Source organism: Clostridium sp. J1101437_171009_A5 (assembly GCF_015547905.1).
Classification (GTDB): domain Bacteria; phylum Bacillota; class Clostridia; order Oscillospirales; family Oscillospiraceae; genus Pseudoflavonifractor_A; species Pseudoflavonifractor_A gallinarum.
Map to the genome: position 1 here is coordinate 109745 of NZ_JADMVY010000005.1, position 17487 is coordinate 127231.

Sequence of the window (17487 nt, forward strand, 5' to 3'; positions counted from 1 at the left end):
GCGGTGCAGGTCATTGACGCGTCCCTCAAATTTTCTGGTTCTCAACACACAAAATGATTGTTAGAGAAAATACGAGCGCCTCCGGCTATATTAGCCGGAGGCGCTCGCTACTTTTTCGATTGGATTTTGTATCAGAGCATTACTGCATGACATTCTGGGCAAACCGCATAAGAATGGCGGCGATCTGCCCGCGGCTGGCATTGCCCTGGGGCGACAGTGTCCCGTCTCCCATACCGCTGATCAGACCGTTTCCTACAGCCCATTCCACACCTTCTCTGGACCAGACAGCTACCGCACTCTGGTCCGGGAAGTCCGTCAAGTCGTTGTCTGCGGCCGTATCATAGCCCTTATATTGCGCATAGCGGTAAAGCATGACAGCCAACTGTTCCCGTGTGAGGTTGTCATCTGCACCGAACTGCTCGTCGCTGTATCCGCTGACGATCCCGTGGAGCCGTGCCCAATAGACGGCATCGGCAAACCAGGCGTCTCCCGGTACATCCGTAAAGGGATAGCCAAGGTTTTCCCCTTCCAGGCTGGGCTTCCCCTCCAGATTATAGAGGATCTGGGCCAGCTGGGCCCGGGTGAGGTCGTCGTCAGGTCCAAAGCGATCGGCTCCATAGCCACTCATTAAGCCGTTTTCGCTGACATACCGCACCGCGTCATAGTACCATGCATCAGCAGACACATCAGAAAACGGATTCGTCCACCCGCTCGCCTCCACAAAGGTCACTTTGAGCTCCACGGCTTCATCGGGCATGGTAAAGGTGTAGATTCCGTCTCCCCTGTCCTGAACGGCAACGGCATTGCCGTTTGCCCGGACTACGGTCACAGTACCAACCTGGTAGCCCTCGTCTGCCTTGGCGGTGATGGTCACGGTCTGGCCGCTTCTGGCCTTGTCCGGTGTGACGGACACCGTGCCGTGCTCCGTATTTTCCGGCACAGTGACAGTATAGAGGTTGCCGGAGCTGCCGCCGGCAGGATAGTTGTTCTGCACTGCCAGCGTGTAGGTCTGCTTCTCACTTCCGGAAGTGACCTCGATCGTCAGGATATTCTTACCGCTGCTCAGAGCGAGTGTCACGCCCTCCAGTCCCAAAGGCTGGCCATTCACTGTGACGGTTGCGCCGGGGTCTGCCGTCATGGCGGTGACCACAGTCGAAGCCACCTGAGATACGATCACAGAGGCGGCATAGCTGCCGTCCGCCTGCTGTGTGAAGTCCTGCAGCGTGGCAACGCCGCTCAGCTTCAAATCCTTCAGCGTTGCGTCCGCCTGATCCAGCACCAGATCGCCATAGGACACCTCTGCGCGAACACCGGTCTTGTCCGAGGAGAAGGTCAGCGTCTTACGCTCCTCCGGCGCCAGCGTGATCAGGTCCTGTGCCGTGGTATAGCTCTGCTGGACATCCACCACATTCCCCTGCTCATCGTACAGCCGCACGACCACATTTCCGCTCTCACTGTTCACGATCGAGTTGTTGTTCAGGGTAACGGTAACCACCGTCCCGCCGTCCGGAGTCTGGGTCAGCTGCTGACTGGTGGTCACGTGTTCGCCGCCCGCCTGCTTCAGCAGACTCTCCACCTGAACCGCAGCGATGTTATTGCTGCTCACAGCCTCCAGCATTTCACCGTCGCCATTCTCGTCGGTGGTCTCCACCCAGGCTTTGGCATACAGGGTGATACCTCCATCGCGCACTTCACCTGCCTCGTCCGCATAGAGCGCCTTTCCTTCCTCATTGGTCTGCTTGATATACTCTGCCAGATCGAACCGATACTGCACTGTGTAGTAGCCCTCGTCAATTTTGGCAAGATCACTGCCATCAATGATTTTCAGGGCATCCTCCCCGTCCGATCGGGTCACGATTTCCTGGAAATACTGGGCCGGGATGGGCTGAGTACATGCGGAGTCACTATAAAGATTGAATTTGACCTTCCGCCCGGAACCGGCCAGCTCCGCATCGCTGTTGTTATAAAGCGTGAATTGCAGCACACGCTGGCCATCCTTTGCCTCCAGCAGTGTTTCATTCCCGGCAATCCCCAGGTCGGGAATATTGAGAGTAAGCACGCCCTCTGTCTCAGAGGTAACGCCGCTCTGGAAGGTACCGGTAACCGTGTACGTGGGGTTAGGAATCCCATCGGCAGGAACGGTGTAGAACACGGTCAGCGCCCTGGTCTCACCAGGGGCAATGGACACAAAGCTGCTCTCCTGTGCCCCAGCCTCGAAGGTGGTGGTGCTCGTCCCAATGGTCACCTGGACCTTATCCATGGGCTGGGTCCCCAGATTGGTGACGCTGAGTTGAACAGGGATGGACATCCCCTTTTTGATGTTCAGATAGTCAGGAATGACGGAATCCAGCCGCATCGTGTCGGTGTAGGAGCCGGAGCCCAGATAGACGCTGGTCCTCTCCGCAGGCAGGAACACCGTGTATTCCGATCCGGTACCGGGATTCATCGTGATGGTCTCCGGGTTCTCATAGTCGTAGAACGTACCCTGGAGCACCGAAATCAGCTTCCCACTCTTATCCACATAGGCGTCAAAATGATCAATGGCTGTGGACTCGTCCATCTGAGCCACCCGCTGGGCAGCGGTAACCGAGAGATTGCCCATGTCGTCTGTGCGGAAGCGCAGGCCGCTGAGGTAGTCACGGTTGGCAGTGGTCGTCTGTTCGGTCTGTGTCGCAGAGTCCTCATTGCTCTCCACAACAGATTCCTTCCAGAGGATCGAGAGCTCATCCAGCGTATCCGCATTGCGCGAGAAGCGGAAGTTGGCATTGATGCGGACGCCGGTATTGGCCGTGAGATGGGACAGAGAGTCCACAAAGCCGATGACCCGGTTTCCGTCGGCATCCACAGCCGCCAGTCGGATATCGTTCTCCTGATTCTCATTGACACCGCTGGTGCTGCTCCAACCAATGACAAAGGACTCCTGTTCATCACTGTTTTTCAGCTTCACCGCGGCAATCTGGGGATTCTCGTCCATGGCCTCGTCATCGGTCAGCTGGACATAGCGCACCACCTGGTACTCCGCCGGAGTCCCATCGGCCAGCAGCTCAGCCTCGCCCTGGGCAGGCTTGTCGATTACGGCGTAGACCACCTCCTGCTGGAAGTCTCCAGTACGGACATTGTGCTCACCGGTCTGAAGCGTGAATACGACCGCAGCCTCACCGGAGTCCAGCATAGCGGCCTCGATGCCCTTGACCGAGCCGGAGGTACCGTTATAGATGGGCTGGGGCTGTGTCCACGTCTCTCCCTGATCTTCCGATACCGCGTACATAATGTAGTCCTTGGTGTCAAACGTGGTAATGGCGTCAGTCTGAGAAGAGGCTACCTGCCGCCACGCGACCAGAATGCGCTCACCGTTCGTGGCTACCACAGGCGCAAGATCGGCCATGCCATCAGAGGTCACAGCGCCGCTCTCATCCCTGTTTCCGGTGAGATAGCTGACATTCCAGCCGCTTCCGTTCCGGACCGCTACCATGATTTCCGAGCTGTTCATCATGCCCGCCTGCACGTCTCCGGTGACAGAACTTCCCGGCTCGGTGGTCGCAGGGCGCTCGGTGATCCGGCTCCAGACAGCCACCGCATACTCCCCGGAACCGGCCGCCTTCAGCCCGCTGTCGCCGTAGCCTTCGTCGCTCAGGGCCTTTGCCGCCCGGGCGTCATAGCCCTCACCGCTCTGGGACGCAGCCTTGACGCGTACCACAGTGGCGTCACTCCCATTGCCCATGTCATCCAAATAGAACATCCATGCGCCGTCATCTGAGAGGACAGGCGCGGCCTGGGGATAGGCGTTCCCAATGACCTCGGTGCGGATGGTACTCTCGGCCTCGCTACCGCCGGTAAAGAAATCGCCGATGGCGTTGAGGAAACCGCTGCTTTCCTCCGGACCGGAGCGGTCATAGGTGCGCGGATACTGGCTGAGATAGTCGCGCTCCAGAAGCTTGGGCTCCAAATCAGCCTCGTAGATACCCATGCCGTTTCCGGCAGACATCAGAAGACGGCCGCTTGTCCCGTCAGGCCAAATGATCTCGGAGCCCGACGTACCGTTTCCGACCTGCTCCCAGTAGTCGTTGATCATATCCCAGTCATCACCGGTACCGCTGTACACGTTGATGGGCTGGGACCAGAGAATACTCTCGTAGGAAATGAACAGAAGCTCCACCTGGAATTTCATACCCACGCTCCCCCTCACATCCACAGACCAGCCAAAATGCTCGCCATTCCGGAAGGAGTTGAGCCACTGGAGTTGGGCATTCATGGAAATCTGGCCGAACATACCTAGTTTCAGGGCGATGACCGCATAGTCAAAGCCAAAACCGCCGAATGCCTGCATGTAGGAATAGATGTAGAACTGGGTCAGATAGTCGGTGTCCTTGGCCACGTTATCCACCGCGGCGTTGAAATCCACAATAGCCGAGGCGCCCAATTCCAACTGGGCCAGCAGGGGGACAGGTCCCGCCTGGGTGTTCCAGGTCCACTCGTAGCCCATACCGCCGCCGGCCTGGAGTCCACCATTCATGACCACCATTTTCCAACGGTTGGCGGTAAAGTCAAAATAGACCTCCGTCTCAAAACCGCCGTTCAGGGCGTAATATGTCTTCCGGTCGCCGGTCTTGCTGGTACCGCCGCCCTGCTTGATATTGGCCTCGAGTATCTTGGCCGCCATCTTCACCTGGTTGGCCATGGTTTTGCCGTATGCCAAGCCCTGCCGGTACAGCCCCTTGATCTGCTCCAGGCCCGGTGTGGGATCCAAGTCATAGTCCCGCGCGGTTGTATCGGCGTCGATGCCAGTCACATTGTCACCCTGGATATTGTTCAGTCCAACATAGACGATGCCGCGGAACACGGTTGGATCCTCTGTGGGCACCAGCTTGAGCTGAAGGAAAGGCAGATCCAGCCCCACTTGGGTGGCAAGGGTGATCCCCGCACCGATAAAATCGTTGACCAGGGACTGGAACATGCTGCCATCTGCGGCACTGGATATGTTGGCCAGGCTTTTCAACTCTTCCGGCAATGCCGCAGAGCCGGTGGCCTTCTCCAGTTTCAGCGCATTGAAAAACGACCAGGACATGGTTTCACTCTTGGGCTCCTTGCCGTCTGCGCCCACATAATGAAGCTGAATGCCGCGCCCCCGCAGATCCTCGATCTTCAGGTACTCCACCTGTTTCTGGTCCATGGGGGTAAGAACGGTGGTCACGGGCATGGAGGCAAAGGGATACCGGTCATTGACAATCTCCTGCTCGGTGAGTTTGTTGTCACGGCTGTCCGTGTAATAGGCGGAACGCTTGGTATCAGGATCGGTATCCGTGCCTTTCTCGCCCCACCAGAGCACGACGGTGGAGAGCAGCGGGTCGGGATAGTCCGCGCTGGGACCGACCTTTCCGGCACGGCCCCGGAGGTCCGCACTCAGTCCGCTCTCCTTGCCGGAGAAATACAGCGTCTGTTGGGCCGCAAAGGGCTGGTTCTCCTGTCCGGCGGGTACTTTCTCCAGATTAAGGATGCGCTCCCCCATACGGATGGCGTCACTCTCATTGGTGGTGCCGCTGGCCGAGAAGAAGATGGGATAATAGGTCTCTCCGGTCCGGATCTCCACCGCGAACTCAATGTTGTCCGCCGCCGTGATGGGATCTTCCCCGTTGTTAGTATTGAACTGGGTCACATCGAAATAGAAGGTGGCCTTGCCGTCCTGGAATGTGACCTTCTGGTCCTGATCACCGGGGAGCGCGGCAGCCTGTTCTTTCTTCAACGAGTAACGGGCATCCGGACAATACTCGCCGTTGCGGTAGACGCCCACGCGGACCGTGGCCTCCCCACTGTAATCCGCTCCATCCGGCGTTTTCAGATACAGGGGCAGGGTGGCAACCTTGCGCAGGGTCAGGGAATTGAGCGGATAGAGCTCCAGGCTCACCGCGTCCTTCTCCTGTGTAACCAGTCTGTTCTGGTAGACTGTTCCAAGATACACTTCGTCGTCAACCATTCCCTGCACATACACGTCAGATGCAATGCCGCTGGCCTCATAGATGGCAAAACGGCCCTGATCATCGCTTGTGGCGGTCTTTTCCTCTCCCGCGCCGTTGGTATAGGTCATGGTGAGGCCGGACACAGCGGGATAGAACTGGAACAGGTAAAGCTTGTCCTTCAGAGTCTCCACCGTAATCTCTACGCTGGAGCCAAGTGCATCCCCAGCCAGGTCGTGGATGGCCTGCACCACCGTCTTGCCGTCATTCTTGCCGGACAGCAGAAACTGGGTAGCCGGGGCATAGGAGGAGTAGGGCAGCCCCTCGATGTTCTCATAATAGGCGCCCTGGGGATAGTTTACAGTGGCCGCTTCACTGTTTTCCACCACCCAGCGAATGCGGTCGCTGGCCTCGCCCCAGGCGTGGTCTCCGTAGTTAATGGAGATGGCGGTCTGGAGGTTGATATCCCGGTTCAGGGCCAGAATCTCATCCTGGGACAGCGAGGCGATCCAATCCTCGTTGGACATCGTGATGGTGTTTCCTTTTACATCCACAGTGCTGACGCCATTGCGGCTCACCGGCTGTACCAGGATGTCCAGAGCACTCTTGTCGTAAATATAGAGAGTGAAGCTGTCCCGGCTCCAGTCTTGTCCGGCGGTCGTATTTTTGGCCTGGAGCGATACGTCATAGATGGTACGGAATCCGTCATTGGGCCGGACTCCGCCCAAATCCAGGACGAAGGAACCGCCCGCAACATCGCCGTAAGCCTTGTAATCCGTTGTGTTGACGATGGTCTTGCCAGTAGCATTGTCGGTAACGGTGAGTTTGAATGCACCACCGCCTCCCTCGGCGTCAAAATTGGCGAGGGTGTAGGGGATCGTCAGGCTGCCCTCATTGGTAACGAACAGCCGCTGGGGCCGGGCAAGGGCCACAGATACCGGCTGCGCTGTCACCGTCACGCGGGTCTGGGCCTTGAAGGTGCGCTCTTCCGCGCTCACACCGGGCACGCCCTTAGCCGCCTGCACGGAGAGGACGATGGTATAACCATCCTTTGTGTCATCCAGGCCCGGGATGAGAAAGGACTGATTGGGCGTCATCGTTCCGTCTTCTCCCATCGTCCACATGGGAGCGGTGGTCCCGTTGCCCATTTCAAGGGTACCATCGGGAGTGCTGGGATCATAGGTGACGGTGTAAGTCTTCACCGCCTGGCCCTGCGTCTTGTCCCCGGGGTAGACCGCAATGGTGAAGGTGGTCTTTTTTTCCTCCTCTGTCATGCCGAACTCGCGATTTTTCTGGGCCAGGTTGGAGGCCCAGCGCAGAGTCAACGGGTCACCGGAACGCAGGGTGATCTGGCTCTCCGGAATACGGAGATAGGGTTCTGCGCCCTCCTGAACGGTGAGGGTAATCCCCTCGGAGCGGTAGTCCTCCCCCTGATATTCTTCCAGATTGCCATTGACGGCCTCCAGGTAGAAGGTGACCGTACCGGCCTTCAGGGGGTGGATGACACCCTGGGCGTCGATACTGGCGATGGTCTCATCGTCGGATACCCAGCGTGTCTGGGTCCAGGTGTACCCACTGCCAGACACTTTTCCGGTGAGCATCAACGCTTCATCGGCGGGCGGGTCGTTCACATAGATGGTGTCCTGCCACCCCTCCGGTGTTTCGATGGCCAGATTCTCCCCGGTGAGCGGAACCGGGGGCTTCACCGAGAAAGCCGTATAATATCCGAACAACAGATCTCCAGCGGAGACTGTATTGCCGTTTTCCTTGTCCACGGAGATCTGATAGAACTCCATGACAAAGCTCTTGGCATCTCCGTCAAAACCGGCCAGCTCGGATGCGTCGATCTCCACCGTAGCGGTCATGGAGGCAGGCGATGTGCCATTGTCCAGAACCAGAGGGATGAGGGTATCCCCGCCGTCGATGGAGGCCGCCACCTTGCCGCTGGCAAAGCCGCTGTCCAGAGTATAGCTGTCCAGAAGCAGATTGCGCAGATCCTTGTTGGTCTTCTGCTCCTGGGTCAGCTGGTCATCAGGAGTCGTGTCCTCGTAATTTTTGAGGGGCAAGTCGATGGTAACGTTCACTGTGGCGGTGGTTTTTTCTGGCTGGTCGCCCTGGGCCGGCTCATAGGTCAGATCCGTGACCTCCGCTTCGTGGCCCGGCTGCCGCTTCAATGCCTCCAGAATGGTGATTGTATCCAGGATCTGGTCAGAGGTCCGGGAGGTCGTGTCCGCCGCCATGGCGTTCCCCGCCGCGTCTTTGGCGCCGGAGATTTTGGCAACAGAAATCCTCTGCTGCCCCACAGTTTCCACCGGATAGAGGAAGGTCAGGGTCTTGCTGACCGTGTTCTGTTCCTGAGCGGACAGCTCCTTTCCGTCTGCCGTCAGCTGGACGCCGGAGGACTGCACCGGCTCGGAGAAGGTGACGGTGATGGGAGCCTGTGCCCCCATGGAGAAGGTCTCCTCAGGGAAGGCCACCCCAGTCACCTTGGGTGCCTGTGTATCCTTAATGGTAACCGTAGTGGTAGCATCGAAGGTGCCGTCTGTTGCTTCCAGTCCGTAGTAATACGGGAAACTCGAATACACCCAAGAAGATTTTACATGGTCACAGATGCCCGTAGATTGCAATGTAATACTGTCCGCAGTTTTTAATGCGGCAGGGATCGCGGTATTTTGAGAACCGGTGTTTTTGACCGGGGTGCTCGCTGTGGAACCACTGACCAAAGGCAGCTGGGAAGAAGCGTTTCCTCCCAAAATCAGATTGTAAAAATCGGCTGCATCTTTATTTTTTAATGTACTTCCCCGCTGGGTGTAGCCCAATTCGGTACCGACCAACTGTTTATCACCCAAATAGGCCCCGCTCTTCAAGTACTGATAGTAAAGATGGTATTCACTCCATCCCGGATTTTCTTCTGTCTGTGTGAACACAGTGCTCTTATTGCCGGACACTGACACAGACCAGTCCATATGGCTGGCCTGGTTGCGCAAAAAGTACTTTTGCGCGTCCGTGAAGTTTACCGTTCGGCTGGTGTTTTTAGCGCTTTCTGAGATGAGGGTCTGGAAGTTTATCTCATTGGTTACCTTTACCGCCTGCGTGTGGCTGAGGGCGCCGCCGGCAAAGGCGGCATTTTTTACATTGGATGCGTAGAGATAGAAGGTCTTTTCTCCCTTCCAGGTATCATCCGTCCACTGGGAGGACAGCTTGCCCACTGGGATCGTCACGGTGCCCGTCCCGTTCCCGGTGATTTCCACCGGGTAGGTTTTGGACGTTACCAATCCTGCCGCAGAGGCAGGGAGTACGGACACCTCAAAGGAGATATCCTGGTCCTCCTCTGCTCCAGTGACCGTATAGGTAGCGGTCACGCTGCCGCCGGCTACCGCTGAAACAGAAGTTTTGTCCAGACTCACCGAGATCGCTGCATTCTGGTCGATACCCGACGGGAACACCAGGCCGTCCGCCCCCTGGGTGTTGTAGAGGGTAATCCCCTCATTCTGGAGCTGTAAATAGAGGTCATAAAGGCTCTCCAGTTGCTCCTCTGTCCAATCCACGCCTCCCTCGGGGAAGTAGGTGGAGCGGATACGCTCCACTTCCTTCTGGATGTCCATCATGGTCTTGAAGTCCGCCATGGTGATGGGAGTGCCATCCACAGTGATGACCATAGCGGGGTCGTAGTTACCGCGCTCCAGCATAGCCAGCAGCTCGGTCAGATCGGTCTTTCGCTCCCCGTCGGGCAGGATGATGTCCCACTCGGAGCGCGCGCCGGTGTCGGTCAGCAGGCCATACTGGTCCAGGAAGTCGATTACTGCCAGTACGTCCGCACTGTCCACGGCAGTTCCCAACACCGTCACTGCCGGTGTCTCGTCCTCCGACAGGGCGGCCGCCAATCCTGCGGGTGCCACCGACTGACCGTCTACCTGGAGCTGCCACTCTGCCGCGGGCACATCGCCCACCAGCAGTCCCAGCTTTTCCATGGTTTCCAACACAGCCTTCAACTCAGTGCTTTCACAGGCACGGCCATTCACAGTCACATTGTTCTCAGACATGGTCCGCGCCTCAGCGATGGTCAAGGAACGTCCCTTCTCCTGGATGGTCATAGTTCCACTCCAGTCTGTGAGGACATTTCCCTCCTCGTCGATGAGTCCATAGGTACGCAGCAGCTCCATGGCCTCCTTGGCGGTCTTTTCATCGCCCCAGAATTCGGTCAGACTCTCCAAGATCTCCTGGTTCTGATCCGGGGTGTTGTCCCACAGAGCGGCATAGGCCGCTGTGGGCAGGAGTCCGGTCAGCATCACGACAGTCAAAATGCCGGATACTAACCGGTCCCGGAAGCGTGTATGCTTCCAATTTCCTTTCATTTTGCTTCCTCCCTCTATGATTTTCGTAGTGCCATCCTTAGAAAACAGGATCTTCTCTTATATTGCTGCTGCCATACATCGTCTCAGACCAGATGCAGCAAAAGCATCATAAATCCAACTTCAAAATCGAAAGATCCACAAAAGAAACAGATAGGGATCGATCCATCTCTATCTGCATCTGCTTTTACTCTATTCGATATCCACTTTATTTCATTCTACCTTGTAATATTTTATCAAAACACCCGGAATAATCAAGAAAAAAAGTTACTAATTACAGAGCAGTCGTTTGGGCAACTGGCAGCCCTGCGGGCTTTTTTTCTGCTCTCCTTATAGAGAAACCCTATATATTTCGTGTCATTATTACATCTAAAGATAAACCTTGACAAACGCCCCCCCTTCCAGTATCCTACCATAGGCATTGGCCTTTTCCCCAATGAAACCACACGCTCAGTTTTCTAAGCACGGTGCATGCTTCCACATCCCATCGCGTTTGGGGAACTGTTTTTTTATGTCTACTTGGAAGCACCATTCTGCTGAACCCATGTCCGGAGGGCATTATGCTGGAACTCAAACATCTGTCAAAGGCATTTGACGGACACACGGTACTCAACGACATCAACCTGACCATCCTCCCCGGAAAGGTCCACGGTCTCATCGGCGCCAACGGCTCGGGAAAGAGCACCCTCATGAACATCCTCAACGGCAACGAGACCATCGCCCGCTCGGGGGGCTACACCGGCCGGATCCTCCTGGACGGCCGGGATATTACCATCCAGAATCACAGTCAGTCCGTAGCCTGCGGCATCGCCATGGTACACCAGGAGCTGGCTCTGTTCTCCGGCATGACCGTGACGGAGAATATCAAGATCAACCGGGAGAAAACCCGGTTTTCCACCCCGCTCCTGCCCGAGCTCTCCCTGCTGGACCCGAAGAACAATGTCCGCGACGCCCAGCACGCACTGGAGGCCATCGGCGCCCATATGGACCCGGACCAGGTGATCGACGCCCTCTCCCTGAACCAGAAGCAGTTTGTGGAGCTGGCCCGGGAGCTGGACCAGCAGAACATCCGTCTGCTGATCCTGGACGAGCCCACCAGCTCCCTCAACATCACCGAAACCAAGGCCCTTCTCTCCTGTATCCGGGAGATTGCGGACCGGGGTATCGCCGTCATCTTCATCTCCCACCGTCTAGAGGAGATCATGCAGGTCTGCGATACCGTCTCCGTGCTCCGGGACGGCGCGCTGATCTCCACCTATGAGAAGGCCGATTTTTCCATCGGAGCCTTTGCCGATGACATGGTCGGGCGGAAAATCGTCAAGACCCAGCGCGCGGCAAAGAAGCAGAAAGGCGACGTCCTGATGCAGCTCTCCCAGATCAACGGCACCGAGCTGGATATCCGGGAGGGGGAGGTGCTGGGGATCACCGGTCTGGCCGGTCAGGGGCAGGAACTGCTGGCGGAAGGCCTCTTCGGGCTCAAACCGGCTAGCTTCCAGGCCCGTTTCAAGGGGGAGGAGCTCTCCCTGGGGGATAACAGCACCCTGACCGCCCGGGGGATCTACTACCTCTCGGACGACCGGGCAAAGACCAGCCTCTTCCGGGAGAGCCCGGTCTGGAAAAACATGATCTTCGGCACGGAGCTGCGGCACCGGGAGTTCCTGCGCTGGAAGACCTGCCCAGCCCTCTCCCTGCTGGACCGGAAGGCCATCCAGGCCCATGCCCAGGCCATGATCGAGCAGCTCAACATCGTCTGCCGCTCGCCTGACGCCCCGGTCCGGGAGCTCAGCGGCGGCAACCAGCAAAAGGTCTGCATCGCCCGGGCCCTCACCTTTGCGCCCAAGCTGCTCTTTGTCAACGAGCCCACCCGCGGCATTGACATCTATTCCAAAGAGCTGATTCTGGACTGGCTCTTGAAGATGAACGAGCGGGACCACACCACCGTCGTCATTACCTCCGGCGAGCTGGAGGAGCTGGTCCGGGTCTGCGACCGGGTGGTGGTCATGTATCAGGGTCAGGTATTTCAGACCTTCGAGGGTGAGATGGACCTGGAAGAACTGACGCTGTCGCTGTACGGGAGGGGAAACGCATGAAGCTTCACGCCATCAATCCTCCGCGGTTCATCATGTCCCTCTACATGCTGGTGCTCCTGATCCTGGCCGTGCTGGTGGACATCAGCTTTGTCAGCCTTATCAACGACGCCCTCATCAAATGGGCCATGAACGGCATTCTGGTCCTTTCCCTGATCCCCATGATGAACGTGGGCGCCGGACGAAACTTCGGTATGTCCATCGGACTCTCCGCCGGTCTGCTGGGTATGGTATTCGCCCTCAATTACAAGATGACCGGCTGGCTGGGCTTCTCTGTATCCCTTCTGGTGGGGGCTGCCATCGCCGTTCTCTTCGGCTTTGGATACAGCAAAATTCTGAACCGCCTCAAGCTGAACGAGGAGATCGTGGGCACCTTTGCCGGGTACTCCTTCATCCCCATCATGAACATCTTCTATACCTTCGTCCCGGTGACCAACCGCCAGATGCTCTATCCCATCGGCGGACAGGGCCTGCGCCCCCGGGTCAATCTGGACATCTATTTCGGCGGCATTCTGGACCGGCTGTGGCAGATCAAGGTGGGGGGGATCGTCATTCCGGTGGGCCTGCTCCTCTTTTTCTTTGTCATCGCGGCCCTGCTCTGGCTCTTCTCCAAGACCCGCACCGGCATCATCTTCTCCGCCATTGCGGAAAATGAGCGCTTTTCCAGCCTTGCCGGCCTGCGGGTGAACCGGTACCGGACCATCGGCATCATCCTCTCCATGGTCCTGGCCGCCGTGGGCGTGGTGGTCTACTCTCAGAGCTACGGCTTCCTGCACCTCTACGACGGGCCCTTTATGATGAGCTTCCCCGCCATTTCCGCCATTGTCATCGGCGGCGCCAGCCAGAAAAAGGCCGCGGTGGCCAACGCGCTGATCGGAACCTTCCTGTATCAGACCACCTATCTCCTGTCCATTCCCGTGGCCAACGCCCTTCTGCTGCCGGAAATGGCCGAGATCCTCCGTACCATCGTCACCAGCGGCATTATTCTTTATGCGTTTATCTTCCAGAGAAAGGATGCGGGAAATGAAGTTCTTAAAAAATAACCTGGTCCCCATTGCCGTATTCCTGCTCTGCCTGCTGTCCTTTCACTACGCCGGGGTGAGCCTTTCCTATCTCTCCTCGGAGGTCTATACCCGCTTCATCCGCAACACTCTCTTTGTCCTGGCCCTGATCCTGCCGGTGACCTGCGGCATGGGCATCAACTTCGCCATTGTGGTGGGGGCCATCTGTGCCCAGACCGCCATCGTCCTGGCTATGGATCTGAATCTCTCCGGCCTCCCCATCCTGCTCTTTGTGGTGGGAGTCAGCATTGCGCTGTCGGTGCTCTTCGGCACCCTGGTGGCCATGCTGCTCAACCGGGCCCGGGGGACCGAGATGATCGTCTCCATCATGATCGGACAGCTCAGCTCCGTCCTCTACCAGTTTGTCTTTATGGTGGGTTATGGGACTATTTTCCACCCCGCCAATGAGGCGATCCTGCTGGATACCGGCGTGGGCGTACGCAACATGCTGGATGTGGCCCCCCTCAAGCAGGTATTCACCAGCGTCCTGCCCTTTACGCTGGACGGAAAGGTCTACTCCCTGCTCCCTCTCCTTATCATCGGCACCTTTACCCTGATCCTGATCTATCTGCAAAAGTCCAAGCTGGGGGTCCTGGCCAAGGCGGTGGGCAGCGATCTGCACAATGCCAATCTGCTGGGCATCAACAGCAACCGCATCCGCACCATCTGCATCGTGATCTCCACCATCTTTGCCGCCATGAGCCAGATCATCACTGTGGGCGACTTTGGCACCGCTCTGGTCTACACCGGGCATCTGGGGATCGAGACCTATGCGGCCGCGGCCATTTTAGTGGGCGGTGCCACCATCCGGGAAGCCAAACTGCGCAATTGCTTCCTGGGCGTGGTGCTCTTCCACACTCTCTTTATCACCTCCCCCATGGCGGGCCAGAATCTCTTCAACAACCCCTCCGTAGGCGAATACTTCCGGTCCTTCCTGGCCTACGGCGTGATCGTGATCGCCATTATCATGAATCTCAAGAAGGAAAAGGACCTGAAACTTCAGAATTTTAAAGCGTAGGCTTTAAAAAATAGAATCAGGAGGAATACACACCATGAAGAAACTCGTTTCCCTGCTGCTGTCCGTGCTGATGGTCGTATCCATGGCCGCCGGATGCAGCACCACCGGGAGCAATCCCCAGGGCACCCCGGCTGCCAATCCTTCCGCCAGCGCCGCCGCCGAGGACTCCTACAAGATCGGCATCGTGACCCCCACCCTGACCGTCTCTGAGGACGAGTTCCGCGGCGCCCAGGAGATGGTGGAGAAGTACCCCGACATCGTGGTGCACAAGACCCTGCCCGAGGATTTTGCCACCAACGTGGAGGGCTGCATCTCCGTAGTCACCAGCCTGGCCGATGACCCCGAGATGAAGTACATCCTCTTCAACAACGGCATGGAGGGCATTGTCCCCGCCTTCCAGACCATCAAGGAGAAGCGCCCCGACATCACCACCATCGTCACCAGCAACGACGATCCCCAGCTTCTCAACGACTATGTGGATCTGGCCATCAACACCGACTGGGTCCGCCGCGGCGTGACCATCCCCACCAAGGCCTATGAGATGGGCGCCCGGACCTTTATCCACTACTCCTTCCCCACTCACATGGCCTCTGAGTCCAAGGTCCAGAGACGGGACATGATGAAGGCCACCTGTGAGGAGCTGGGCATGGAGTTTGTGGAGGTCATGACCCCCGATCCTCAGACCGGCAACGGCAAGGCCGCCATGCTCCAGTTCCTCCGGGAGGACCTGCCCCGCCAGATCGAGAAGTACGGCCCCAACACCAACATCTTCGGCACCAACTGCCCCATGTACGACGTGATCCTGGACGAGGCCTTCAAGCAGGGCTTCATCGTGGCCGAGCAGTGCTGCCCCACCCCCACCCAGGCCTACCCCACCGTTCTCAACCTGGAGATCACCGAGGACGATCTGGGCGACTATGACAAGATCAACAGCATGATCACCGAGAAGGCCGCCGAGGCCGGTATGACCGGTAAGCTGTCCGGATGGGCCATGCCCTCCTCCGTCTACGTACCCCAGTTCCAGGTGGAGCTGGCCGTCTACATGCACGACAATGGCCTGACCATCGACGATGTCCTGAGCAAGGAGTTCCTGGACAACTTCTCCAAGGAGCATATGCCCGTGGCCGCCGACTTTGCCATGGCCGGCGAGGGGCTGGACCACTACTGGATGCTGATCCTGGAGGACATCTACTATTAATCTCGGATCCCCCCACACAGAGCAATCCCCCTGCCGGAATATTTCCGGCAGGGGGATTTTTCATGTTCCAGCCCGCTTGGTTCGATCGATCCTAGGAAAGGATCGCAATCCAGAACTCAAGGCCATCTCTTTTCTCATACCCGTGTCCGTTGGCCGCTTCACAGATGTCAAAATAGGCCCAGTGGGACTTTGAAACATCCCGGAACTCCCGCAGCCCATGGTCTTCGGCAAGGAAGGCCCGATCTGCGCTGCGTCCCAACATCCGGTTCAGGATGGCGGCTGCCTGGGCGCGGGTCATGGGTTGTTCCGGTCCAAAGGTGCCGTCCGGATACCCGAAAATCCAGCCGTACCAGACGGCGCTCTGAACCGCCTCATAAAACCAGTCATCCTCCTGGACATCCGCAAAGGTCATGCCTCCCGCTTCCACAGGATGTGCAAACCGCCCGGCCATTGCGACAAATTCTGCGCGGGTGATAGGCGCTTCCGGCCAGAATTTTTCACCGCCTACCCCTGCAACCACTCCCATGGATGCCAGCGTGTTGACTGCCCTGGCATACCACGCATCCTCCGGCACATCGGAGAACCCCGCATCCGTGGCATTCCCCGGAGTAAGAAGCAGCGAATAAAAGAGCTGTGCGGCCTGAGCGCGGGTCAGTGTATCGTCCGCTCCAAAGCGCTCACCAGGATAGCCGAAGAAAAAGGCGTTATGGTCTCTGGTGTTCAGGGTCTGTGCGACCCCGGTGATCTCCGGATCCACAACGACGGACTTTTGAACAAATACTGCCGATATCGTATGGTTTTGGGTGATATTTTCAAAAGAATAGGTCTCGGTATACTCCACGGCACTTCCATCGACCAGGAGCTGCTCCAACCGGTATCCGGCCTGTGGCTGTATTGTAAAGCTCTGATTGCCGCCGCGCACCAGGCGGACCCTGCCGCTGGGCGTGATTTCTCCACCGCCGGTGGATTCCGCCAGGATCGACACGTACTGAGGGCCCGCACCCCCACCAGCGCCCATATCTGCAAAGGTCCGCAGGACGGTTCCGGTATAGTTCCCCATAAAGCGAATCGTGACCTGACGCTCTCCGTCCCCGGATGTCAGCTCAACTGTATAGTCTACGTCTGTTCGAAGCTGGTATTTGCCGTGCCAGATCTCCAGCTTTTCCACATCTTCCACACTGGAAAGCGCGGGGATGGGGAGCTGCGTGCCGTCATAGGGCAGAACCCGGATGTGGACCGGAATGTGTGCCACTGTCAGATAATCGATCGCATCTTCCGGGGTATAGGATGCAAAGTGGATCCGATCTCCAGCCTCTCCCACCGGAAGGGTGGGGTCCTCCCACAAAAAGCCGGTTTCCAATCTCACATCGCCCAGGGAATCCCCATAGACCGCCGTTTTTTCCCCGGGTTCCAGGTAATTGGGGACCGCCTGTCGGATCTCAAAGGGCACGACCGCTGTGAGCCCCTGGTATTGCTCGGTCCCCTCTACGTCCGCACGGATGTACCATGCTCCCGCGTGGACCGGCGCCTCCGCCTGATAGGGTCCCTCCCTTCCTTCGGAATAGGAAAATGTGGTCTCGCCAAAGGCCGCTTTTGCCTGTGGTTTGGAAGGGATCGCCCCATATTCCCAATTTTCAATGGACAGCGGAACCGCCCAGCCATTTTCTCCCGTCACAGAAATGGCGGCATCCAGGACCGCATCCCCCTCCCGATAGCGATAGGTCAGAGTCTCATTGGGTGCGTCCAGCTGGATCCGTGTTCCATCCAGAACGCCACCCTTCAACTCGGTGATTTTTTCGGGCTGGATCCACGGCGCAAAC

6 protein-coding genes are annotated in these 17487 nt (G+C 57.7%); 4 read left to right on the forward strand and 2 right to left on the reverse strand.

Annotated features, from left to right (window positions below):
• Positions 1-139: 139 nt before the first annotated feature.
• Positions 140-10306: an S-layer homology domain-containing protein gene (locus tag I2C21_RS08810; protein WP_195279042.1), complete on the reverse strand. Its 10167-nt coding sequence runs from the start codon at positions 10304-10306 to the stop codon at positions 140-142.
• A 557-nt stretch (positions 10307-10863) separates the two neighbouring features.
• On the opposite strand from I2C21_RS08810, the gene I2C21_RS08815 reads away from it, so the two are divergent.
• From I2C21_RS08815 to I2C21_RS08830, 4 genes are read left to right on the forward strand one after another with little or no spacing between them, the layout of a single operon-like run.
• A complete protein-coding gene (locus I2C21_RS08815) occupies positions 10864-12393 on the forward strand; it encodes a sugar ABC transporter ATP-binding protein (RefSeq protein ID WP_195279043.1) in 1530 nt (509 codons plus the stop codon).
• Positions 12390-13433 (forward strand): ABC transporter permease subunit, encoded by a 1044-nt coding sequence (locus tag I2C21_RS08820; protein ID WP_195279044.1) that lies wholly within the window; start codon positions 12390-12392, stop codon positions 13431-13433. The genes I2C21_RS08815 and I2C21_RS08820 overlap by 4 nt, the downstream gene beginning before the upstream one ends.
• Positions 13414-14469 carry an ABC transporter permease subunit gene (locus I2C21_RS08825; RefSeq protein ID WP_195279045.1) on the forward strand — a complete coding sequence of 352 codons (1056 nt, stop codon included), beginning with the start codon at positions 13414-13416 and terminating at the stop codon, positions 14467-14469. The genes I2C21_RS08820 and I2C21_RS08825 overlap by 20 nt, the downstream gene beginning before the upstream one ends.
• Before the next feature lie 34 nt (positions 14470-14503).
• On the forward strand, positions 14504-15667 hold the full coding sequence (locus I2C21_RS08830) for a DUF3798 domain-containing protein (protein ID WP_101692160.1): 1164 nt from the start codon (positions 14504-14506) through the stop codon (positions 15665-15667).
• Positions 15668-15758: 91 nt separating this feature from the next.
• Here I2C21_RS08830 and I2C21_RS08835 read toward each other — a convergent pair whose 3' ends face one another.
• Positions 15759-17450, reverse strand: coding sequence for an S-layer homology domain-containing protein (locus I2C21_RS08835; protein ID WP_195279046.1), 1692 nt, complete (start codon positions 17448-17450; stop codon positions 15759-15761).
• Positions 17451-17487: the final 37 nt, after the last annotated feature.

Coding starts and splice junctions, on each gene's coding strand:
- I2C21_RS08810 (WP_195279042.1), bottom strand. CDS start 10,306: ATGAAAGGAAATTGGAAGCATACACGCTTCCGGGACCGGTTAGTATCC.
- I2C21_RS08815 (WP_195279043.1), top strand. CDS start 10,864: ATGCTGGAACTCAAACATCTGTCAAAGGCATTTGACGGACACACGGTA.
- I2C21_RS08820 (WP_195279044.1), top strand. CDS start 12,390: ATGAAGCTTCACGCCATCAATCCTCCGCGGTTCATCATGTCCCTCTAC.
- I2C21_RS08825 (WP_195279045.1), top strand. CDS start 13,414: ATGAAGTTCTTAAAAAATAACCTGGTCCCCATTGCCGTATTCCTGCTC.
- I2C21_RS08830 (WP_101692160.1), top strand. CDS start 14,504: ATGAAGAAACTCGTTTCCCTGCTGCTGTCCGTGCTGATGGTCGTATCC.